This window comes from Bradyrhizobium sp. USDA 4011 (genome assembly GCF_054063415.1).
Genome location: NZ_JBSSGG010000001.1, coordinates 3,224,990 through 3,247,351 on the forward strand (window position 1 = coordinate 3,224,990; position 22,362 = coordinate 3,247,351).

Annotated in this window: 22 protein-coding genes; 8 read left to right on the forward strand and 14 right to left on the reverse strand. The window is 65.0% G+C overall.

Going from position 1 to position 22,362, the window contains the following annotated elements; translation table 11 throughout:
- Positions 1-57: 57 nt before the first annotated feature.
- From ACVW1C_RS15070 to ACVW1C_RS15085, 4 genes are all read right to left on the reverse strand, one after another.
- Complete coding sequence (locus ACVW1C_RS15070; protein WP_456759094.1) at positions 58-1,158, reverse strand: acyltransferase family protein; 1,101 nt, start codon at positions 1,156-1,158, stop codon at positions 58-60.
- Between the two features lie 78 nt (positions 1,159-1,236).
- Positions 1,237-1,509: a hypothetical protein gene (locus tag ACVW1C_RS15075; RefSeq protein WP_456759095.1), complete on the reverse strand. Its 273-nt coding sequence runs from the start codon at positions 1,507-1,509 to the stop codon at positions 1,237-1,239.
- Between the two features lie 415 nt (positions 1,510-1,924).
- A complete protein-coding gene (locus tag ACVW1C_RS15080) occupies positions 1,925-3,835 on the reverse strand; it encodes a propionyl-CoA synthetase (protein ID WP_456759096.1) in 1,911 nt (636 codons plus the stop codon).
- Positions 3,836-3,959: 124 nt separating this feature from the next.
- Entirely contained in the window at positions 3,960-4,742 is a 783-nt protein-coding gene (locus ACVW1C_RS15085; RefSeq protein WP_456759097.1) for a hypothetical protein, read from the reverse strand.
- Between the two features lie 134 nt (positions 4,743-4,876).
- Between ACVW1C_RS15085 and ACVW1C_RS15090 the strand changes: the two genes are divergently transcribed.
- Positions 4,877-6,421 carry a cation:proton antiporter gene (locus ACVW1C_RS15090; protein ID WP_456759098.1) on the forward strand — a complete coding sequence of 515 codons (1,545 nt, stop codon included), beginning with the start codon at positions 4,877-4,879 and terminating at the stop codon, positions 6,419-6,421.
- Positions 6,422-6,437: 16 nt separating this feature from the next.
- On the opposite strand, the gene ACVW1C_RS15095 is transcribed toward ACVW1C_RS15090, so the two are convergent.
- The 5 genes from ACVW1C_RS15095 to ACVW1C_RS15115 all read right to left on the reverse strand — a co-directional run bounded on the left by ACVW1C_RS15095 (position 6,438) and on the right by ACVW1C_RS15115 (position 11,485).
- Positions 6,438-7,244: an SDR family NAD(P)-dependent oxidoreductase gene (locus ACVW1C_RS15095; RefSeq protein ID WP_456759099.1), complete on the reverse strand. Its 807-nt coding sequence runs from the start codon at positions 7,242-7,244 to the stop codon at positions 6,438-6,440.
- Between the two features lie 98 nt (positions 7,245-7,342).
- Positions 7,343-7,756 carry a DUF1850 domain-containing protein gene (locus ACVW1C_RS15100; RefSeq protein WP_456759100.1) on the reverse strand — a complete coding sequence of 138 codons (414 nt, stop codon included), beginning with the start codon at positions 7,754-7,756 and terminating at the stop codon, positions 7,343-7,345.
- Positions 7,717-9,825: a TRAP transporter permease gene (locus tag ACVW1C_RS15105; protein ID WP_456759101.1), complete on the reverse strand. Its 2,109-nt coding sequence runs from the start codon at positions 9,823-9,825 to the stop codon at positions 7,717-7,719. The genes ACVW1C_RS15100 and ACVW1C_RS15105 overlap by 40 nt, the downstream gene beginning before the upstream one ends.
- 222 nt (positions 9,826-10,047) lie before the next feature.
- Positions 10,048-10,995, reverse strand: a complete 948-nt coding sequence (locus ACVW1C_RS15110; protein WP_456759102.1) for a TAXI family TRAP transporter solute-binding subunit — start codon at positions 10,993-10,995, stop codon at positions 10,048-10,050.
- 226 nt (positions 10,996-11,221) lie between these two features.
- On the reverse strand, positions 11,222-11,485 hold the full coding sequence (locus ACVW1C_RS15115) for a hypothetical protein (protein WP_456759103.1): 264 nt from the start codon (positions 11,483-11,485) through the stop codon (positions 11,222-11,224).
- 168 nt (positions 11,486-11,653) lie between these two features.
- Between ACVW1C_RS15115 and ACVW1C_RS15120 the strand changes: the two genes are divergently transcribed.
- Entirely contained in the window at positions 11,654-12,868 is a 1,215-nt protein-coding gene (locus ACVW1C_RS15120; protein ID WP_456759104.1) for an EAL domain-containing response regulator, read from the forward strand.
- 14 nt (positions 12,869-12,882) lie between these two features.
- Here the strand turns inward: ACVW1C_RS15120 and ACVW1C_RS15125 are convergent, their stop codons facing one another.
- Both ACVW1C_RS15125 and ACVW1C_RS15130 read right to left on the reverse strand, forming a co-directional pair.
- Positions 12,883-13,785 (reverse strand): HpcH/HpaI aldolase/citrate lyase family protein, encoded by a 903-nt coding sequence (locus tag ACVW1C_RS15125; RefSeq protein WP_456759105.1) that lies wholly within the window; start codon positions 13,783-13,785, stop codon positions 12,883-12,885.
- A gap of 19 nt (positions 13,786-13,804) precedes the next feature.
- Entirely contained in the window at positions 13,805-14,284 is a 480-nt protein-coding gene (locus ACVW1C_RS15130) for a hypothetical protein (protein WP_173643777.1), read from the reverse strand.
- A 206-nt stretch (positions 14,285-14,490) separates the two neighbouring features.
- On the opposite strand from ACVW1C_RS15130, the gene ACVW1C_RS15135 reads away from it, so the two are divergent.
- Entirely contained in the window at positions 14,491-14,790 is a 300-nt protein-coding gene (locus tag ACVW1C_RS15135; RefSeq protein WP_456759106.1) for a hypothetical protein, read from the forward strand.
- Positions 14,791-14,905: 115 nt separating this feature from the next.
- On the opposite strand, the gene ACVW1C_RS15140 is transcribed toward ACVW1C_RS15135, so the two are convergent.
- Positions 14,906-16,102 (reverse strand): hypothetical protein, encoded by a 1,197-nt coding sequence (locus ACVW1C_RS15140; protein ID WP_456759107.1) that lies wholly within the window; start codon positions 16,100-16,102, stop codon positions 14,906-14,908.
- A gap of 121 nt (positions 16,103-16,223) precedes the next feature.
- Between ACVW1C_RS15140 and ACVW1C_RS15145 the strand changes: the two genes are divergently transcribed.
- Positions 16,224-16,457, forward strand: a complete 234-nt coding sequence (locus ACVW1C_RS15145; protein ID WP_456759108.1) for a hypothetical protein — start codon at positions 16,224-16,226, stop codon at positions 16,455-16,457.
- A gap of 15 nt (positions 16,458-16,472) precedes the next feature.
- Here ACVW1C_RS15145 and ACVW1C_RS15150 read toward each other — a convergent pair whose 3' ends face one another.
- The gene (locus ACVW1C_RS15150; RefSeq protein ID WP_456759109.1) at positions 16,473-17,102 is read right to left on the reverse strand and encodes an NUDIX hydrolase; all 630 of its coding nucleotides are present in this window, start codon (positions 17,100-17,102) and stop codon (positions 16,473-16,475) included.
- Positions 17,103-17,194: 92 nt separating this feature from the next.
- Between ACVW1C_RS15150 and ACVW1C_RS15155 the strand changes: the two genes are divergently transcribed.
- From ACVW1C_RS15155 to ACVW1C_RS15165, 3 genes are all read left to right on the forward strand, one after another.
- Positions 17,195-17,620, forward strand: a complete 426-nt coding sequence (locus ACVW1C_RS15155) for a PaaI family thioesterase (RefSeq protein ID WP_456759110.1) — start codon at positions 17,195-17,197, stop codon at positions 17,618-17,620.
- A 12-nt stretch (positions 17,621-17,632) separates the two neighbouring features.
- Positions 17,633-18,643 carry an aldo/keto reductase gene (locus ACVW1C_RS15160; RefSeq protein ID WP_456759111.1) on the forward strand — a complete coding sequence of 337 codons (1,011 nt, stop codon included), beginning with the start codon at positions 17,633-17,635 and terminating at the stop codon, positions 18,641-18,643.
- Positions 18,644-18,762: 119 nt separating this feature from the next.
- On the forward strand, positions 18,763-18,963 hold the full coding sequence (locus ACVW1C_RS15165; RefSeq protein WP_456759112.1) for a hypothetical protein: 201 nt from the start codon (positions 18,763-18,765) through the stop codon (positions 18,961-18,963).
- A 101-nt stretch (positions 18,964-19,064) separates the two neighbouring features.
- On the opposite strand, the gene katG is transcribed toward ACVW1C_RS15165, so the two are convergent.
- Positions 19,065-21,230: a catalase/peroxidase HPI gene (gene katG / locus ACVW1C_RS15170; RefSeq protein WP_456759113.1), complete on the reverse strand. Its 2,166-nt coding sequence runs from the start codon at positions 21,228-21,230 to the stop codon at positions 19,065-19,067.
- Between the two features lie 118 nt (positions 21,231-21,348).
- Here katG and ACVW1C_RS15175 point away from each other — a divergent pair, with 118 nt between their 5' ends.
- Complete coding sequence (locus ACVW1C_RS15175; RefSeq protein ID WP_456759114.1) at positions 21,349-22,305, forward strand: LysR substrate-binding domain-containing protein; 957 nt, start codon at positions 21,349-21,351, stop codon at positions 22,303-22,305.
- Positions 22,306-22,362: the final 57 nt, after the last annotated feature.

Genomic DNA, 22,362 nt, shown 5'->3' on the forward strand with positions numbered 1-22,362 from the left:
GTTTGGGGCACGCGTAGCCTTGATCCCACGAGCGGCGCGCCGGTGGCCCGCTTTCGCCTACCCGAACGTGAAGCGCCGGTGGGCGAAGTCGAGCAGCGGACGTTCGAAATAACGATAAATCAGGGCACACAGCCCGAACGTCAGCGCGAGCGCGCCGAAGCTCAGCGAGAGGCCGGCGAGGCTCTCGACTGTCCTCGGCTGATGCAGCACGGCGAACAGCAGGTACACGATGACGTGGTGGGTGAGATACGCCGCGTAGGACGTCCTGGCGAAGAACGTCGCGACCGCGCTGCGCAGCAGTGCGAGTTTTGGCGCGCCGCGATTTTCCAGAACGACGAACAGCAGAGAACCGAAGAAGATCTCGACCTGTGTGTGCGAGAACGCCACCGACCAACGCTTCCATCCGAACAGCCACAGCAGGGGAAGCGACATGCTCGACCATTTGAGGATGGCGGCGACGCGTCTGGAGACCTCGGCATCCGGCTTGCGATAGAGGCGCCACCAGGCGATCAGCGCGCCGATCGCAAGCGAATCGATCCTGAATTGCGGCAGCACGTACCAGCCGTAAGCGTCCGGCAGCGCGCTGTCGATCAGCCGCCCGATCGGGCAGATCAGGATCGGCACCAGCAGGATCGCGAACAGACGCTCGGGAGGCACGTTGCGAACCAGCAACGGAAAGAGAAGATAGAACTGCTCCTCGATCGCAAGCGACCAGGTGACGGCCAGCCAGTAGGCGCCATCGGTCTGCGCCTTGGCCATGCCGAAATTCTGCAGGCCGAACAGATACAGCCAGCCCGGCACGCCCCTGGTGTCGAACAGATCAGGGCTTAGCGAAGAATACCAGCCGATCGCCGCGCAACCGCACATCAGGTAGTAGAGCGGCCAGATGCGAAACGCGCGCCTGCCGTAGAAGGCGGAATAATATCGTTCAGCCGCGCGATGCCGCAGCAGAATATCGGTGATCAGATAGCCGGACAGAATGAAGAACAGGTCGACACCGAAGCGGCCGACATGCAGCAATTTCCACGGCCAGCCCTCTGGACCATCGGGCGTTCCGAAATAGTGCCAGATGACGACGATCAGAACCGCGATCGCGCGCAAACCGTCGAGCTCGCCGATCCTGTCACGTTGCAGCGCGAGCTCGCCTTCAACAAGCACAGGATCTGATCCATCCAAAAGGGCCGCTCACGATCGTGCGGCGGCGAGCCGATAGCTCAAGGGAATTTGGCCCGGCGCCTAGTGCACGTCGGGATGGTTCATCATGTACTCGCCGAGATCGCGCTGCCGGCGATCGGTACGGGCTTCGGCGTTCTGGCGCTGCACATCGCGGTCCTTGCGGCAGGCGACATATTCGGCCGACCCGACCGCCACCTTGCCGCCCGCCTGGCAGTACTGATCGTCGTCGCCCATGCTCTCCGCGATCGGCGATCGCCCGCGCTCGAGGCAGCCTGCCAGCAGCGGCAGTGCGAGCAGCAATGCAAGAGGCGCGCGTGCGGAAATGGATCGCATCCGGTGGTCCGTATCTCGTGGCATATGACAGGGAAGGCCGGGATGACCCGGCAATCCATCAAAATCAAGGCCATTTTGCTTCCGGACGCGTTTCGATGCGCAGGGCTCGATTGCGCGGTTATTGCCCTCGGCGAGCATCTCGCCCGGGGCCCCCTCACGCGTAAGGGCCGCCGCAGTTGCACGCGGCCAAAATATCGAAAACAACCCCATGCAAAGGAGCCGGGGGCGGCCGGCATTCGACAAGGCAACTTGACACGTCGGGCAACTCAGGGGGATAATTCCAATATTCCGAAATCGCGCACCCCGCGGGACGGAAACCTCACCAAGATGCTCCCCTCACACGCGATGTTGGGGAAAGGGGTGCCACACGGCGCGCTCTCTCCACTGAAGAGAGCAACGCCCGAGTGACGTCGACCTACGCCTTGTCCTTCAGCGCCTCGTCGATCTCGTCGAGCACCTTGGGGTCCTCGATCGTCGCCGGCATGGTCCAGGACTCGCCGTCGGCGATCTTCTTGATGGTGCCGCGCAGGATTTTTCCGGAGCGGGTCTTCGGCAGCCGCGCGACCGTGATCGCGAGCTTGAACGCCGCGACCGGCCCGAGCCTCTCGCGCACCAGCGCCACGACTTCCTTCTCGACCTGATCCGGCGTCTTGCTCACGCCGGCCTTCAGCACCAGGAAGCCGCAAGGCACCTCGCCCTTGATGGCGTCCTTGACGCCGAGCACGGCGCATTCGGCGACGTCGGGATGCGAGGCCAGAATTTCTTCCATGCCGCCGGTGGAGAGCCGGTGGCCGGCGACATTGATGATGTCGTCGGTGCGGCCCATCACCCAGACATAGCCGTCCGCATCCTTGTAGCCGGCATCCGAGGTCTTGTAGTAGCCGGGGAATTCCGAGAGGTAGGCGTCCCTGAAGCGATCATCCTGCTGCCACAGCGTCGGCAGACAGGCCGGCGGCATCGGCAGCTTGATCACGATCGAGCCCATGGTGCCCGCAGGCACCGGCTTCGCCGCCTCGTCGACGATGTCGACCTGATAGCCCGGCATCGGCACCGTCGGCGAACCGTGCTTGACCGGCAGCATGCCGAGTCCGACCGGATTGCCGGCGATGCACCAGCCGGTCTCGGTCTGCCACCAGTGATCGATCACCGGCACCTTCAACTGCTGCTCGGCCCACTCCACCGTCGGCGGATCGGCGCGCTCGCCGGCGAGGAACAGCGTGCGGAAGCGCGAGAGGTCGTAACTCCTCAGCAGCTTGCCCTCGGGGTCTTCCTTCTTGATCGCGCGGAACGCGGTCGGCGCGGTGAAGAAGGCAACCGCCTTGTGCTCGCTGATCACGCGCCAGAACGCGCCGGCATCCGGCGTGCCGACCGGCTTGCCCTCATACATGATCGTGGTTGCGCCGTGGATCAGCGGGCCATAGACGATGTAGGAGTGGCCAACCACCCAGCCGATGTCAGAGCCGCACCACCAGATCTCGCCGGGTTTTACGCCGTAGAGATTGTGCATCGACCATTTCAGCGCGACGAGATGCCCGCCATTGTCGCGCACCACGCCCTTCGGAATTCCGGTCGTGCCCGAGGTGTAGAGGATGTAGAGCGGATCGGTCGCGGCGACCAGCACGCAGGGCGCGGCCTTGCCGGCGTCGAACGCGGCGCGGCGCAGCGTCGCCCAGTCATGGTCGCGGCCCGCGGTGAGCTCGCAAGCCTGCTGCGGCCGCTGCAGGATGATGCAGGTCTCGGGCTTGGCGCCGGCGAGGCGGATCGCTTCGTCGAGCAGCGGCTTGTACTGCACGATGCGCCCGGGCTCGATGCCACAGCTCGCCGAGAAGACCAGCTTCGGCTTGGCGTCGTCGATGCGGGTCGCGAGCTCCTTGGCCGCGAAGCCGCCGAACACCACGCTGTGCACCGCGCCGATCCGCGCGCAGGCGAGCATCGCAACGACAGCCTCCGGCACCATCGGCATATAGAGGATGACGCGATCGCCCTTGGCCACGCCGAAATCCTGCATGACCGCGGCCAGCGTCCGCACCTCCGCCAGCAGCTCGGAGTAGGTGAATTTGGTGATCGTGTTGGTGAGCGGGGAATCGTGGATCAGCGCGACCTGGCCGGCGCGGCCGCCGGCGACATGGCGATCCAGCGCGTTGTAGCAGGTGTTGACCACGGCGCCGGCGAACCAGCGTCCATAGACGCCCATGGACGGATCAAAGACTTTCTTGGGCGGCTCGATCCAGTCGATCTCGCGCGCCGCCTCCGTCCAAAAGCCCTCGGGGTCGCGAAGCGAGCGGGCATACACCTCATGATACCGGCTCTTCTGCTGGACGTTCATTGCGCTTCTCCCTCGCCTCCATCGTCGTGGTCGAGGATGACGACTTCGGATGGTTGGCTCTCTTTGGCGGCCATTGTCATGGACGCGACCGATAATTCAAGCCAGAAACTTACCGACGTTGGCACTAGTAGCCGTCGACGCCGTTGATCTGCCGCAACCGCTCGCGCATCGCCTTTTGCAGCTCATAGGCCGGCTTGCCGAATTCCGCGTTGCGGCGGGCGATGAACTGGTCCTGCTCGCGCTGCAGTTCGCGCGCCTGGCGCGGATCCTTTGCCTCGCGCACGGCGCGAAAGGTCGACGCGCCGATCTCGCGATCGAGATCGGCAAGCTCGGGATTGGCGCAGATCGCCTTCTCCACCGGCCGGCGCGCCTTGCGGCAATCGAAGCTCGGCTTGCCGGCGACCGCCATCATGGCGCCGATCCGCTCCAGTTCCAGCGACAGCGATTTGTAGTTCGCCTTGGCCGCGGCGTGGTCGGGATTGAGCTTGACGGCGGCGCCGAAATCCATGATCGCCTTTGGCCGGTCGCCCTTGCGGCGCCAAAGCTCGCCGCGCGCATTGTGGGCGTCGGCAAGCGAAGGATCGAGCCGGAGCACGGTGTCGTAATCTGAGATCGCGCGATCGATCATCTGCTTGCGGTCATAGGCGCTCGCGCGCGCCATCAGCGCCTTGACGCGATCCGGCTTGGCCGCCTTCTCATTGTCGATCAGCGCGCCACAAGCCTCGATGGTCTTGTCGTCACCCGTTGCCGCAGCCGCAGCGATGCAGGGCCCGGCATCGGCCTGCACATCCTGGCCGGGCTCGCTGCCGGCCGCGCGCGCAACGCCTGACGTCAGCGCGCCCGACAGGCAAACGCACAGCAGCGCCAGAACCAGATCAACGGCAAGATTCGCAGAGTTGCGTCGCATCCCGATCGCCGACAAGACATCCCTCTCCCGCACCCGAACCACCGGCCCCTGATATCCAGCAGCGCGCCATTTGCCGCAAAACCACACGCTGGATTATACGTCAATTGCGACGATCGGCTGCACTGGGGGTTCGCGTGCTGACATTCGAATGGATCATCGGCCTGCTGCTCGCGGCGGTGGCGCTGTCGGCGCTGGCGCGGCGGATCAAGGTGCCCTACCCAACCTTTCTTGCGCTCGGCGGCGTGCTGCTGACCTTGCTGCCATGGGCCCCGACCTGGGCCCTGGAACCGAAACTGGCGCTGGCACTGTTTGTCGCACCAGTGCTGCTTGATGCGGCCTACGACACCTCGCTGCGCGACCTCCGCAACAATTGGCTGCCGGTCTCGACGCTGGTGGTGGTCGCGGTCGGCGTCACGACGGCAGCCGTCGCCGTGGTCGCGCACTGGCTGCGCCCGGACATGCCCTGGCCGGTCGCAATCGCGCTGGGTGCCATCGTGGCGCCACCGGACGCGGCTGCGGCCACTGCGATCCTGCGCCAGGTCAACCTGCCGTACCGGATCCAGAAGATCCTCGAAGGCGAAAGCCTGCTCAACGATGCGTCCGCGCTGTTGATCTATCGCGTCGCGGTCGGCCTGATCGCCGCCGAGCACATGAAGATCCGCGAGTTCGTGCCGTCGATCACGGTCGCGCTGGTGGGCAGCCTCGCCGCCGGCTACCTGTTCGCGCAGGTCTGGATGATGATCACCCGCCGCATCACCGAGGCGCCGAGCGCGATCATCACCCAATTCGGCGGCACCTTCATGGTGTGGATCGTCGCCGAACACCTCGGGCTGTCCGGCATTCTGACCATCATCGCCTACGCGATCACCATTTCCCGCACCGCGCCGGCCCGCACGTCCGCGCGATTGCGCGTGTCGTCCTATGCGGTGTGGGAAACCGTCGTCTTCGTGCTCAACGTGCTCGCCTTCATGCTGATCGGCTTGCAATTGCGCCCGATCTGGTCCGAGCTCGACGACGAGGTGCGGTGGAAATATTGCAGCTTCGCGGCTGCGATCCTCGCCGTGGTGATCCTCGCCCGCATCCTCTGGGTGATGCCCTACGGCGCGCTGCTGCGCATGCTGAAGGCACGCAATTGGCTGCCCGCCCATGTGATGGAGGGCGTTCCAACCATGAAGCGCGGCTTCATCGTGTCGTGGTGCGGCATGCGCGGCATCGTCACGCTGGCGGCCGCGTTTGCGCTGCCTGAGTATTTCCCATATCGCGATCTGATCCTGCTGACGGCGTTTGCCGTGGTGCTGGGCTCGCTCGTGATCCAGGGACTGACCCTGCGGCCACTGATCCTGGCGTTGAATTTCGATGACGACGACCCGGTCGGGCGCGAGGCGGCCCGTGCCCGCGGCGTGGTCTTTCGCGCAGCGCTCGAGGAAATCGACGCCGACCCGTCGGAAGAAGCCGAGATACTCCGGCTCGAATACCGCGCCGTGCTGGTGCGCGCCGAGAATGACCCGGATGGCGGCCTGACCTCACGCGAGCTGCCGTCGGATCCGCTACGCCGCCGCGCCATCGCGGCCGCGCGTCAGGCACTGCTCAATCTGCGGCGCACCGAGACCATCGGCGACGACGCGTTCCACCTGGTCGAGGAGGAACTCGACCGCGCCGAGCTCAGCGTCGAGGCCTAGTTCCTTCAGCGACCACTCAAGCGCCCGACTTCGAGGTGATGCCGCCGTCGACCACGAGCTCGATGCCGGTGACATATTTCGATTCGTCCGACGCCAGGAACAGCGCGGCATTGGCGACGTCCCAGGCGTCGCCCATGTGCCCCATCGGCACCTGGGCGTCGCGGGCGCGCCACATCGCCTCGACATCGCCCTTGGCATAGCTCTGCGCCAGCCCCGCCGAATGTTCGACCATCGGCGTCTTCATCAATCCCGGCAGGATCGCGTTGACGCGCACATGCTTGGAGGCGAACTCGACCGCGGTCGAGCGCGTCATCTGGTTCATCGCCGCCTTGCTCGCATTGTAGCTGACATATGAGATGCCGACGTGGCGGATCGAGGCGATCGAGGAGATGTTGATGATCGAGCCGCCACCCTGCTTGATCATGACCGGAATGACGTGCTTCATCGAGAGATAGGCGCTCTTGAGGTTGACCGCGAAGACGCGGTCCCAGTCGGCTTCCGCGACTTCCACCACGCTACCGACCTCGGCGATGCCGACATTGTTGTCGAGCACGTCGATACGGCCATAGGCCTTGAGGCAGGCCGCGACCATCGCCTCGACCTCGCTGGCGCGCGAGACATCAGCGGTGAACGCGGTCGCCTTGCCGCCCTCGCCGGTGATGATCTTGACCGTCTCCTCGGCCGCGGCGCCGTTGCGATCGACGCAGAACACGCTGGCGCCCTCGCGCGCGAAGGTCACGGCGGTCGCCTTGCCATTGCCCCAGCCGGGCCCAATCGAGCCCGCCCCGACCACCATCGCAACCTTGCCCTTGAGCCGATCCATCGTTTGTTCTCCCTCGTTATTCTTGTCGCCCGGAGCCCGGATGGAGCGCAGCGAAATCCGGGGCCACTGTTCCTGGATTGCGCTTCGTTCCATCCGGGCTACGGGTCTCGGCAAACACTCATGGTCGTGACATTAGCACCGATCGGATGTCCGAAAATCTCCGATAGCGTCTGGCAGCGTCCCGCCTCGCACAGATGCCATTCGCCCGCCGCGCCGGAATTGCCGAGCACGACCTCCGCCCTCGGCACGGGCGGCGGCGACCATTGAAACCAGCCGTCAGTGAGGCGCGCTTCCGGCGGCGGCTCCATGCCGGCGCCCGTGCCCTTGATGCGCGCCTGTTGCAGCGTCAGTCCGGCCGGCGTGACCAGCCAGTCTTCCTGCCAGGCGGTCTTCTCGATCGAATGCGTCCAGGCGAGCGTGAAGGCTGCGACCTGCAGCGTCTTCACGACACCCGCGGATGCAAGGCAGAGGCTCAAGCCGCCGCCACCGCATTGCGCGGGCGCTGCCGCCATTGCCACAACACGACCGCGGCGGCGAGCGTGAACCCCGCCGTATCCGAGAAGCGGAAATCGCCGAGCAGGCAGAGCGCGGCGCCGAACGCCACCGCGATCTCGATCAAGGTCAGCCGCGTGAAAAGGAAGCCGATCGCGACGATGCCGAACAGCGCGATCGCCACCAGCGCCTTGAAGCTCGCCAGCGCCACCGCGCCGTAGAAGCCGAGCTGCGCCTGCATCGGATCGCCCGCTTGCAGCATCAGCGCCGGCGAATAGACGAAGATGAAGGGAATGACGTAGCCGGCAAGCGCGATCCGCATCGCTTCCCAGCCGATCTTGTCCGGATTCTCCTTGGCGATCGGCGCCGCCGCCAGCGCCGCGAGCGCGACCGGCGGCGAGAGGTCGGCCATGATGCCGTAGTAGAACGCAAACATGTGGCTTGCGATCAGCGGCACGCCGAGCTTGGCCAGCGCAGGCGCGGCGAGCGCCGCGGTGATGATGTAGGTCGGGATCGTCGGGATGCCGGTGCCGAGCAGGATCGACAGCAGCATGGTCATGATCAGCGCCAGGAACAGGCTCTTGGCGCCGAGCCCGATGATCCAGCTGCCGAAGATGGTGCCGACGCCGGTCTGCGTCATCATCCCGATGATGGTGCCGACGATGGCGCAGGCCATGCCGACGGTCAGCGCCGACTTGGCGCTGTCGGCGAGCGAGTCACGGCAGGCCCTGAGCGTGGCGCGACCGCCGCGCGTGATCGCTGCGATCACGATCAGGCCTGCGACGACGCTCGCCACCGGAACGATCTCGAGCCCATGGCGCGAGACCGCGGCAACCACCAGCGCAAGGCCGATCCAGAAGATGGTGCGCACGATGGTGTTGGAGGCGCCGAGCGTGATGCTGGCGCCGAGGATCAGCGCGACCGTCAACGCGAGCCCCATGCTGCCGGCATAGAGCGGCGTGAAGCCCTCGAACAGCATGTAGACCAGCGCCGCGAGCGGCAAGACGAGATACCAGCGTGCGACCAGCGCCTTCCAGGCGCTCGGGATCTCCGAGCGCTTCATGCCGACAAGACCATGCTTGCCGGCTTCGAGGTGCACCATCCAGAACGCCGAGGCGAAATACAGGATCGCCGGAATCACGGCGGCCTTGACGATCTCCGAATAGGGAACGCCAAGCGTCTCAGCCATGATGAAGGCGACCGCGCCCATCACCGGCGGCATGATCTGGCCGCCCATCGAGGCGGTGGCCTCGACGCCGGCGGCAAAGGCGCGGCGATAGCCGAACCTGATCATCAGGGGAATCGTGAACTGCCCGACGGTGACGACGTTGGCGACACCGGAGCCCGAGATCGTGCCCATCATGCCCGAGGCGAACACCGCGACCTTGGCCGGCCCGCCGCGGGTGCGGCCGAACAGGCCGAGCGAGACGTCGGTGAACAGCTGGATCATGCCGGCACGCTCGAGGAACGAGCCGAATAGGATGAACAGGAAGATGTAGGTGGCCGAGACATAGATCGGCACGCCGTAGAAGCCTTCGGTCCCGAACGAGAGATGGGTGACGATCTGGTCGAAGTCATAGCCGCGATGGTTGAACGGCGACGGCAGATATTGTCCGAAGAACCAGTAGAGCAGACAGGCGCCGCACATCAGCGGCAGCGCCGCCCCCATCAGCCGCCGCGTCCCCTCGAAGATCAAGATCGCGAGCAGCGTGCCGACCGCAAGGTCCATGTTGGTCGGGTCGCCGTCGCGGGCGATCAGGTCGGCATAGAAGATCCACTGATAGAGCCCGCAGAGGAAACCGGCGGCGCCGACGATCCAGCTCACCGCACGGCCGAAATCGGTCTTGGCGGTGAAGTTGCCGATCAGGCCGAAGGTCAGCAGGATCAGGAAGCCGACATGGACGCCGCGCACCACCTGGCTCGGCAAATAATTGAAGGCCGCGACATAGAGCTGGAACACCGCAAAGGCGAGACCGATGGCATAGGCCAGACGGCCCCAGGCGCCCGGGCCGAAACCTTCCGGAAAGCCATGCTCGAAATTGTCGAATTCAACCTTGATGGGCTGCTCGCCCGCAACCTGCTGCTGCATATGATTAGTCCCCCGCCGTGCCCGCGACGCTTATAACCACTGACTTCGCCCACCGAAAGCCGCGTCACGAAAACGCGCCCCGTCATTGCGAGCCACCCGGTCGGCGCGAAGCGCCGCCGGATGACAGGCTCCGCGAAGCAATCCAGCGCACCGCAAGCGGAGGAATGGATTGCTTCGTCGCATCGCTCCTCGCAATGACGGCGAGGAATAGACGGTCCGGCCCTACTTGATCAGGCCCTTTTCCTTGTAATAACGGATCGCGCCGGGATGCAGCGGCACCGGGCTGCCGGTCGCGGCGGCCGCGAGCTTGATCTCCTTGCCCGCGGCGTGGGCATTGGCGAGTTCCGGCAGCGATTCGTAGACCAGCTTGGTCATCTGATAGGCCAAGTCGTCCGACACCGCGCTTGAGGTGACGAGGTAGTTCACGACCGCCGCGGTCGGCACGTCCTTGTCCTGGCCGGTATAGGTGTTGGCCGGAATGATCACGGAGACGAAGGGCGGGCCGATCTTGTCGACGGTCTCCTTCGGCACGGCGACCACGGTGATCTCGCTGGAGGTCGAGAGGTCCTTCAGCGAGGCGACGCCGAGGCCGGCGGACTGCAGCGTGGCGTTGAGCTGGCGGTTCTTCATCAGGTCGACCGATTCGGCGAACGGCAGATACTCGACCTTGCCGAGATCCTTGTAGCTCATGCCGGCGGCCGCCAGGATCGCGCGCGAGTTGAGCTCGGTGCCGGACTTCGGCGCGCCGACCGACAGGCTCTTGCCCTTGAGATCGGCGAGCGTCTTGATGCCGCTTTCGGCGGTGGCGACGATCTGGATGTAGTTCGGATAGATCGCGCCGATGGTGCGCAGCTTATCGAGCTTGTTCTTGAAGCCGGCCTCGGCGTCGCCTTCCCAGGCGGCCTTCAGCGAATCGCCGAGCGTGAAGGCGATCTCGCCCCTGCCCTGCTGCAGCAGCACCAGGTTCTCCACCGAGGCCTTGGTCGCCTGCACCTGGGTCTTCACATCGGGGATCTTGTCGCCGTAGATCCTCCCGATCGCGACGCCGAGCGGATAGTAGACGCCCGAGGTGCCGCCGGTGAGCACGTTAATGAACTGCTGGGCCTGTGCGACAGGCGCGGACAAAACACTGGCGGCCACGATCGCGGCGGCCATCAACCTTGAATTCATGAGCATTATTCTCCCCTAAGCCGGGCCGGAAATTGGCCGCACACCTGTGCCGGGTCAACCCATCCAAATGACGCATGCAGGGCCGAAATCCCTGATAGCAGCACCACTTTACCTGCGCAGGAGCTCTGCGCGCCGTCGGGTTGAGATGCGCATTTATTATCGTCCACGCCGGTTGCAGCGCCGCATTCCTGTTCCTTGCGGCCGTCGCTTGCGCCGGGCTGATCGGCTACTGCGCGTTGATGCCGGAGACGTTGCGAACGGCAACGACGACATCAAGCACGACTGCATTGGCATCGCAGAACGCATGATCTGATTCGCCGTTGGTGCTCGGCGGCAACTCGATTTGATGTCCGACAATGGTGCAATTCCGCTTCTGCATCGACCCGACATCACAGTCATTAACGTCGTCTCGCGATGACACACGCGCGCAACGTTTCCGGCGCGATGCAGCGACGGACACGATTGCTCTCATGAACGCCAGATGACGCATTTGTTGCGCCTGTAATCGCGGCAAGACGCGGCGATTCCGGAAACATTTGAGTCGAATTGAATCCTTTAAGGTTAGCGAGCCAATCAATGTATGAACCAGAAATTTCCATGATTGCCTCCGCTCCTGGATGTACGAGTCAGGCCGGGGTAATTACGGATAAGGCGGGGCATGAACCACATCAGTCACATCGGACAAACGCGAGCCGGCTGGTTCGGACATCGCAAGCTGACCCCACGCGCATGCATTGCGGACAGCAAGAAACACCTTCGGACCTTCCTCGCAGAGGCACTGGAAGACCTCGGCTTCATCACCAGCGAATGCGCCCAGGCTTTGGAACTCGACACCGTGCTGGACGCGGAACGGCCCGATCTTCTGGTGCTCGGCGTGTCCGTGGACGGCATCGAAGTCAGTAAAATTCTCGAGACTTTGGTGAGAAAGGACTACGGCGGCAAGGTCCTCGTCATCGGCCAGCCGGACTCGATCATCGTGAAGGCGGTTCGGCAGATCGGCGACGAGTACGGCATCGCCATGCTGCCGGCCCTCTCCACCCCGTTCAGCGCCGGGACCCTTCGTGACAGTCTTGCGTCGTTGATGCCGCTCGAGCCCGCACCGAGCCCGGCAGTGGATGTGCCCGAAGCGCTGAAGGCCGGCTGGCTGGAGCTGTGGTATCAGCAGAAAATTCATCTCCGGACATTGGTTCCGAGCGGCGCCGAGGCGCTGATCCGAATGCGCCATCCCGCATGGGGCGTCGTGCCGCCTGCCTACTTCATCCCCGACGAAAGCGACCCGCATTTTCATGCGCTCTCCGAGTTCGTGATCGAGCGCGCCATCGAAGACTGGCGCTATCTGCTCGAACAAGTCGGACCGGTCGATCTCTCGATCAACCTGCCGATCTCGTTTCTCGCCGACGATGCTGCGGTGCGCGAGCTTTGCTACCGGATTCCGGATCATGCCGCCTTCGCCGGCCTGCTGATCGAGATCGACAGCGCCGAGGTGGTCGACAATCTCGATTTGGCGATCGATGTCGCCCGGCGCGTTCGCCTGCACAATATCGGCATCTCGATCGACAATGTCGGCGCGAACTGGCCATCCTTGCTGGGATTGCCGAACTTTCCGTTCGTCCAGCTAAAGGTCGACCATCAATACGTCACCGGTTGCGCGGATCAGCGCCTGAAGCAGACGGTGTGCCGGCGTATCGTCGAGCTCGCACACGACGTCGGCGCGCAGGCTATTGCGCAGGGGGTCGAGACGCGCGCGGACTTTCTTGCCGCGCACGAGATGGATTTCGATCAGGTCCAGGGCTACCTGTTCGGCAAGCCGATGGGCGTCAAGAAGTTCGCCCGCTCGCGCATGCACTTTTCGGAGAAACAGCCGGCGTCCTGAGGCATGGCCTGCGGTCAGGCTCGAGCATTGTGATCGATCGCGCGCAGCGCCTCGCCGCGCGCGATCAGGCGCTTTGCGTTGGAATAGGTCGGGACTTCCAGCAGCGAGCCGTCAAGTTCGACGCGCCCAAGGCCCTGTGCCCGCGCCGCTTCGAACGCCGCGACGATCCTGGCCGCCTGGCGCAACTCATCATCGCTCGGCGTGAGCACGCCGTTGACGATGGCGGCCTGCGCAGGATCGACCAGGCTCTTTGCGGTGTAGCCCAGCCGCCGCGCCCAGATCGTGTCGCGTTCGACGCCGGCGACGTCGCTCCAGGTGTAGGGACAGTCGACCGCGACCACATTGGCGGCGCAACATTCGACGATGAAGCGCTGCCGCGCGTAAGCGAGCTCAAGGCCATCGCTGCCGCGCTCGGCGCCGAGATCGGCGGCGAGGTCTTCGGAGGCCATCAGGCAGCCGATGGTGCGCCGGCTCGCCGCAGCGATCGCGCCGGTCTGCACCAGGCCGCGCGCGAACTCGATGTTCGGCAACAGGGACGTCGATCCCTCGGCGATGCCATAGTCGTGCTCGAACCGCGTCACCGCCTCGTCGAGTCTCGCGACATGGTGCGGCTCGGCGACCTTCGGCAGCGCGACGATGTCAGGATGGCCGCGCATCACGGCGGCAAGATCGTCCATGCCGTCCTGGTCCAGCGGATTGACGCGGACCGCGACCACCGCGCCCTGGTCGCGCCAGGCCGCGTAGAGCTCGACCGCCAGCGCCCGCGCCCTCGGGCGCAGCGGCGGCGGCGTAAAGTCCTCGAGCTCATGGATCAGCACATCGGCGCCGCTGGCGGCCGCGCTCTGCAGGACCGCCTCGTTGGCGCCTTCGAGAAACAGCCACGAGCGACACAGCGGGGCCGGGCGCAGCTTGCGCATCACGCGGCCCGCACCGCCGTCACTGAAACGTCATGTCGAGGCATTTCGAGATGTCGGAGCCGAGACCGGACGAGATGGTGATGCAGCCGCGGATCTTCTGGGTGTTGGTATCGCTGGCCCAGATCGCATAGCCGCCCGGACCGAAGAACGAATTGGTGTTCGGCGGCTCGGTCTCGGTCGCGTCGAACGTGTAATTGCCGTCGGTGTCGAAGATGCGCGGCTTCTTGGTGCAGCCGCCGTCGGCCTGCACGTTGATGACCTCCTTGTTGTCCCGCGTCAGCGCCAGCGAGACCTGGCAGCGGAAGTATTCGGAGGTCTTGGCGTTGAACAGATAGGCGTAGGACTTGCAGGTCGACGTGTTGAGCTTGCCGGCCGACAGGCCGCGGCTGCAGGAGATCCGCTGGTTGTTGGAGAGCTTGAACTCGTCCGCCTGCGCGACTGACGCCAGCGCCATGAACGACAGAGCGACACCGATACCGATCTTCATGACGTGGTTCATCCCGATCATCCCCAGGTAGTGTTTCCGGCAATCGAAGCGTTTGTAAACGGTAACGCGAAGATAGTCGCCAAGCTTGATGCGGGAAATCACAAAGTCGCTGATGGACGATAGCGGTCGCGCCGATTGTCGTATTGACGCGCAAATGCCGTTCGTGATTTGTTCAAAACTGTGGGGACGACGCCGTTTTTCTCGGCCGGAGGTGGATCATGACGCATTTTTTGACCAAGACCTTTGTTGCGACTGCGGCGTTTGCCGTGCTGACGACATGCGCTTTCGCGCAGGAGGCCGCGCCCTGGGAGCTGAAGACCGACATGGGCTACGCCTATGACAAGGACGGCAAGACCTGGGCCTACAAGATGGGGACCAACAATGCCAATACGCTGCTGAAGGGCGCCAAGAAGGTGCCGAAGGGGACGCTGTTCTTCGTCGGCCACAACGGCCAGCTCTACATGCGCCCCGGGCCCTATCTCGGGGGCGACGGCAAGTTCATGTTCGGCTCGAATTAGAGCGTTTTCGGGCGACGTGGACGCCGGTACGCGTGAAGAAAACGCGTCGAGAGAAGGGTCTCGAGCTTCGGTTCTGATTCAACCAGAACCGAAGCTCTGACGTCTTCAGCAGACATCAGAACGCCGCGGCCAATTCCCTGGCACCGGGCTTGTTGCTGTTGAAATCCATCCGCTCGTTGGTGATGGCGAGCAGCTTGGCCACGGTGTTGTGTCGGATCGCGACCGGGTTGCGTTCGTAGCCGGAGCGCTGGAAGAAATTCGTGGTCGGCACCTGCTCGCGCATCGCCTGCGGCATCGTCACCATGTCGAGCCCGGTGCCGTCGCCGGTCAGGTTCATCATCTCGAGCTCGGCCGCGGTCAGCGGTCTTGTGTAGCCCTTGTTGCGGGCGAAGATCACCGAGGTCAGCAGCTTGTGAGTCTGCAGCATCGGGCCGATATCGATGTCTAGCACCATGGCGTGACACGCCCAGCCCTGCGGCGTATCGGCGAGGCGCTGATGCGCCGACCAATCGTCGGGCACGGTCCGCGTGAACGCGACCATCTTCTTCAGCACCGCGAGCTTGTGTTCCATGGCCTTGCGCGCCGGCCCCTGCGTCGCCGCCACCCGCGCGGTCAGATCCCGTACGAATTCATGGCCCTGCTCGGCCAAGAGCTCGACGGTGTTGGTGGTGAGCAGCTGGTTGTAGCCCATCGCGGTGGAGATCGCGCGCTTGCCGCCGTGCTCGATGCCCGCCTGCACGTCGTAATTGCCGGTGCCGCCGGTCTCGAACGAATAGACCCGCACCGCCTGCTCCGGCGTCAGCCCCGCCGCGCGCGCGTAGCGGGCATAGGCGCGCTTGAACTCGACCTCGCTCGACGGTCGCTGCGGTGTGAACTGGAACTGTTCGGCCGCCGCCCGGACGAGATCCGACACCACCGGGATGGTTTTCGGCGGACGCGGCGGCTTGCCGCCTTCTTCTTCCGGCGCCGGGTTAACCGGCCGCTTCGGGCCCTCATAGACCGGCGGCTGCTGCAGCACGTAATCGTCCAGCGTGATCTGCACGCGGTCGCGGCGCTTGGCGTTGCGGCCACGCCGCTTGTCGGCGATCGCACTCCAATAGGCGCTGGCGTCCTGCTCGAAGGCGTCGCGCGCCTCCTGATATTCCTGCAGCTTGCGGCGATATTCCATGATCGCCTGCGGCGAGGCCTGCGCCATCGCATTGGCGACGGACGGCGGCAACGCGTCGGCCTCGCCGGCCAGTACGGGCGGCGCGCCGGCGGCGAGCGCGAGCGCGACAAATCCAGGAACGAGGCGAATCAATTGCGGGCGCATGACCTCGTTGTAGCAAGCGCCGCCACGAAGTCAGCCCGGAAATGTTCGGAGCGCAAGCGGCCGGATGCCGCGATCACGTCCAGAATTTTCGCCACAATGCGGTGTTCTCCGAAGAAACACCGTGGAGATCGCGATGAGAACGGCACTCTGGCTCGCCGCCGCTGGCGCGTTGACGCTCGCCGCACCCGCGCGCGCCGAACGCCCGGATTGCGGATCGTTTCCGGATACGGGCTCACGGCTCTCTTGTTACGAGAACGTTTCGCGGGCGCAGCCGGAACCCGAGGCCGCAGCGCATCCGCCTGATGCGCAAGGCAAGGCAATGAAGATGAACGCCCGCAACCGCCGTCACAAATAGCCGCATCGTTGCGACCTACTTCCATGCGAACACCGGCTGCTCGAGATCGGCGACGCGGGTGTTGCGGCCGGCGAGCACCTCGCGGAATTGATAGATCAGCGCGGCGGTGGGCGCATGGATCTGCTGACCACCCAGCCGAAAGCGGATCACGCGCCGCGCGCTCTCGGGAATCGTGACGAAGGTGAATGCATCGTCGAGCTCGACCGCATCGAGACCGATGCGGTGGACGGACGCGACCTCGTCCGGATTCGGCGTGATCGCTGCATTCACGCCGGCCCAGACCACGACCGGCGTGATCAGATAGCCGGACCGCGTCGGATAATCGTCGAGCATGCCGAGCACGTTGCGTTCGGACAGCGCAAGCCCGAGTTCCTCGTGCAGTTCGCGCAGCGCGGCCTGGGGCTGTGTCTCGCCGGCATCGCAGCGCCCGCCCGGCAGCGCCCATTGCGCGCTGTGGGCGCGCAAGCGCGCGCTGCGGCGGGTCAGCAGGAAGGCCGTGCCGTTGCCGTCATCACCTTCGGTCAGCGCGATCGCGACCGCCGCGCGCTTCAGCGTCGGCGCCGCATCCGCCGGCGCCAGGCGCGCGAACGCGGCGCAGAGCTCTGCGATATTCCGCCGGGTGGCATCGTCAAATGTGCGGGCCATGGAGCTTGACTACAACACAACAGCGTTTGATGAAATGAGCGGAACGACATGCCTCCTGCGATCAATCATTTGCAAGCAAGGGATCCCTCCTCATGACGGCCAAGGCCGCGGAAAAACTCAAATCCGACGGCTGGAAGATCGCCGAAACCACTGGATTCCTGACGCTGATCGGCCCGTTGTGGGAACGCTTGAAGGACGGCGCGCTTGAACTCGCGCTGATCACCGAGGACAAGCACCACAATCGCCGCGGCCTCGTGCAGGGCGGCGTGATCATGACCTTCGCCGACCGTGCCTGCGGCATGGCCGCGCGCTTCGTCTCGGGCAAGCCGACGCTTGCGACGGTGCAGCTCGACACTCATTTTGTCGAGGCCGGCAAGATCGGCGAAATCCTGACGACGCGGCCGCGCGTGGTGCGCTCGACCCGCAGCCTGATCTTCATCACCGCCGAGGTGACCGTCGACAAGCGCTGCATCGCGATGGCCAGCGGCGTGTTCAAGATCTTGAAGACCGACAGCTAGGGAGCCTCCCCGATGCAATATCGCCAGCTCGGCCGTAGCGGCCTGAAGGTTTCGCCGATCTGCCTGGGCACCATGATGTTCGGGGGGCCGACCGACGAGGCGACCTCGTCGCGGATCGTGGCGAAGGCGCGCGAGGCCGGCATCAACTTCATCGACAGCGCCGACGCCTATAATGGCGGCAAGTCCGAGGAGGTCGTCGGCCGCGCGATCTCGAACAGCCGTTCGAACTGGGTGCTGGCGACCAAACTCGCCAATCCGATCGGCGACGATCCGAACCATGGCGGGCTGTCGCGGCGCTGGGTGTTGCGGGCCGCAGACGAGAGCCTGAAGCGGCTCGGCACCGACTACATCGACATCTACTACCTGCACAAGGAAGACCACGCGACGCCGCTCGACGAGACGGTGCGCGCGATGGGCGACCTGATCCGCGCCGGCAAGGTGCGCTATTTTGGCGTCTCCAACTACCGCGCGTGGCGCGTCGCCGAGATCTGCAACATCTGCGACCGGCTCGGCATCGACCGTCCCGTGGCGAGCCAGCCCTATTACAATGCGATGAACCGGATGCCGGAGGTCGAGCATTTCCCGGCCTGCGCCTATTACGGCCTCGGCATCGTGCCCTATAGCCCGCTGGCGCGCGGCGTGCTGACCGGCAAATACGCGCCCGACGCCGCGCCGCCCGCCGACACCCGCGCCGGCCGCAACGACAAGCGCATGATGCAGACCGAGTGGCGGCCGGAATCCTTGCGGCTCGCGCAGGAGATCAAGCGCCACGCCGAGAGCCGCGGCATCACCGCCGGGCAGTTCGCGGTGTCCTGGGTGCTGAACTCGTCGTTCGTCAGCGCGGTCATCGCGGGCCCGCGCACCGAAGCGCAATGGGACGATTACATCCGCGCGCTCGATTATCGCTTCACCGCCGAGGACGAAGCCCTGATCGATCGCCTCGTCGTCGCCGGCCATCCCTCGACGCCGGGCTTCAACGATCCGGCCTATCCGATCGAAGGGCGCCGCGCGCGAACCGGATAGCGTCCAGGCTTCGGCACTCCGCTCGGCTACGCCGAAGTCACGTTTCGTAGCTTCCGAATTGCGCAAGCGTCGCACGGGCTGCACCGTCACCGCATGGAAATGCTGATATCGGTGCTGCAGTGACGGCATCCAATGTACTCGACTGGATCGTGGCTCTCCTGGTGTGCTGGGCGAGCCTGACCGCAATCCTCGAGCCTTCGCGCGGGGCCTCGCAGTGCGATGTTCCCATCGTGACGAGCAGCGCGCCGCAATCGCCACCGGCGATTCCGACGCCAGCGGAATTCGAGGAGATGATCCGGGACATGAAGCTGCACGACTGAGCAAAGCTCTGGAAAGCCTTTCGTCTTCCAAATTGCATTCCCCAAAAGAAACAGGGCGGCGCCGAAGCGCCGCCCTGTCCCTGACTCCCGTTACCGGCCGCTTACTTCGCGAGATCGAAGCGATCGGCGTTCATCACCTTGGCCCAGGCCGCGACGAAGTCGTTCACGAACTGCTCCTTGGCATCCGACGAGCCGTAGACCTCGGCGAACGCGCGCAGCTGCGAGTGCGAGCCGAAGATCAGGTCGACGCGGGTGCCGGTCCACTTCACTGCCTTGGTCTTGCGGTCGCGGCCTTCATAGACGCCCTGGCCGGCATCGCTCCATACCGTGCCCATGTCGAGCAGGTTGAGGAAGAAGTCGTTGGTCAGCGTCCCCGGCTTGCTGGTGAAGACGCCGTGCTTCGACTTCTTGGCATTGGCGCCGAGCACGCGCAGGCCGCCGACGAGGACCGTCAATTCCGGTCCGGTCAGCCGCAGGAGCTGCGCACGATCGACCAATGCCTCCTCGGGCTTCAGGAACTGATGCTTGCCGCCGATGTAGTTGCGGAAGCCGTCAGCCCGCGGCTCGAGCGGAGCGAACGATTCGACGTCGGTCTGATCCTGCGTCGCATCGGTGCGGCCCGGCGTGAAGGGGACCTTCACATTGGTGCCGCCGTCCTTCGCCGCCTTCTCGATCGCAGCCGCGCCGCCGAGCACGATCAGGTCGGCGAGCGAGACCTTCTTGCCGAACTCCTTCTGGATCGCTTCGAGCTTGGCCAGCACCCCCTTGAGCTGGGCCGGCTCGTTGACATCCCAGTCCTTCTGCGGAGCAAGGCGGATGCGCGCGCCATTGGCGCCGCCGCGCTTGTCGGAGCCGCGGAACGTGGAGGCCGAGGCCCAGGCGGTCGACACCAGTTCGGACACCGAAAGACCCGAGGCGAGGATCTTCGCCTTGAGCGCCTCGATATCCTTGTCGTCGATCACGGCGTGATCGAGCGCCGGCACCGGATCCTGCCAGATCAGCGTCTCCTTCGGCACCAGCGGGCCGAGGTAGCGCGCGATCGGACCCATGTCGCGGTGCGTGAGCTTGAACCAGGCGCGGGCGAAGGCGTCCGCGAACTGATCCGGATGCTCATAGAACCGGCGCGAGATCTTCTCATAGGCCGGGTCGTAGCGCAGCGACAGGTCGGTGGTCAGCATCGTCGGCTTGCGCTTCTTCGACGGATCGAACGGGTCCGGAATGATCGCATCCGCGCCCTTGGCGACCCACTGCTGGGCACCCGCGGGGCTCTTCGTCAGCTCCCATTCGTATTTGAACAGGTTCTCGAAGAAGTAGTTGCTCCACTTGGTCGGGGTCTGGGTCCAGACCACCTCCGGGCCGCCGGTGATCGCATCGGCGCCGACGCCGGTGCCGTACTTGCTCTTCCACCCCAAGCCCTGATCCTCGAGCGCGCCGCCTTCCGGCTCCGGCCCGATCAGCGACGGATCGCCCGCGCCGTGGGTCTTGCCGAAGGTGTGGCCGCCGGCGATCAGCGCAACGGTCTCCTCGTCATTCATCGCCATGCGGAAGAACGTCTCGCGGATGTCCTTGGCCGCGGCAACCGGGTCCGGATTGCCGTTCGGGCCTTCCGGGTTGACGTAGATCAGGCCCATCTGCACGGCGCCGAGCGGCTCGGAGAGCTGGCGCTCGCCGCTGTAGCGCTCGTCGCCGAGCCAGGTGCCTTCCGGACCCCAATACAGTTCTTCCGGCTCCCACACGTCGGCGCGGCCGCCCGCAAACCCGAACGTCTTGAAGCCCATCGATTCCAGCGCGACGTTGCCGGCGAGGACCATCAGGTCGGCCCAGGAGATCTTGCGGCCATATTTCTGCTTGATCGGCCACAGCAGCCGGCGCGCCTTGTCGAGGTTGGCGTTGTCAGGCCAGCTGTTGAGCGGGGCGAAACGCTGCTGACCGGCACCGGCGCCGCCGCGGCCGTCGGTTATGCGGTAGGTGCCCGCCGAGTGCCAGGCCATGCGGATCATCAGGCCGCCGTAATGACCGTAATCGGCCGGCCACCATTCCTGCGACTCGGTCATCAGAGCATGCAGGTCCTTGATCACGGCATTGAGATCGAGGGACTTGAATTCCTTGGCGTAGTCGAAGCCCTTGCCCATCGGATCGGACAGGCTGGAATTGTGATGCAGCACCTGAACGTCGAGCGTCTCCGGCCACCAGTCGCGATTCGCGTGCCCGCGGGGCCCGCCCGTGAATGGGCATTTGCCCGCGCCGTCGTCGGTTTTTGCGTCCATGTTTCTTCTCCGAGGTAATGGATTCTGGAATGCGCTGGAGCTCTTCCAAGAATGATTCTACGCGCCCCAATCCATCAGGTGAAATTGACTTTAGTGATCGCGTCGATAAGATAATCTGATGATAAATGTCACACTCCGGCAACTGAGGTATTTCGATGCGCTGGCCCAGCACGGGCATTTCGGGCGCGCCGCGGATGCCTGCGCGGTGTCGCAGCCGGCGCTGTCGATGCAGATCCGCGAGTTGGAACGAGCGGTCGGCGGCGTGCTGATCGAACGCAATGCCCGACAGGTCACCCTGACGACCTTCGGCGAGGACCTGCTGCACCGCGTGCGCGACATCCTGCGCTCGGTCGACGAGCTCGGCGACTTCGCGCGCGCCTCGCGCGACAAGCTCGCCGGGCGGCTGCGCGTCGGCATGATCCCGACCATTGCGCCATATCTGCTGCCGCGGGTGATCGAGACGCTGGCGCGGCTGCATCCCGAGCTCGACATCCATGTTCGCGAGACGCTGACGCCGAAGTTGATCAAGGCAGTCGCCGAGGGCCGGCTCGACACCGCGATCGTGGCACTGCCGGTGCATGAACCGTCGCTGACCGAGGTCGTGCTGTTCTCCGAGAATTTCCTGCTGGTGCGGCCGGGCGAGGACGCCAAGACGCCGGTGCCGAGCGCCGACATGCTGCGCGAGATGCGGCTGTTGCTGCTCGAGGAAGGCCATTGCTTCCGCGACCAGGCGCTGTCGTTCTGCAACATGCAATCGTCGTCGCCGCCGCGCGAGGTGCTGGATGCGAGCTCGCTATCGACATTGGTGCAGATGGTCGGCGCCGGCATCGGCGTCACCCTGATCCCCGAGATGGCGGTGACGGTCGAGACGCGCTCCGCGCCCGTGACGGTCTCGCGCTTCAAGAACCCGCAGCCCTCGCGCACCATCGGCATGGTCTGGCGCAAGACCAGCCCGCTCGCCGCGCAGCTGCAGCAGATCGCCGAAGTGGTCTCGCTCGCCGCCCGGGAGTTGCGTGCGCCGAAGCAGGATGGGGCGAAGGACACGAAGCGCGCGGGGCGACGGAAGGTAGCGTGATTGGGTCGGGGCGCGGCGGAGACGATGCCGTCCGTGTTTGACGCACACGTCGCGCCA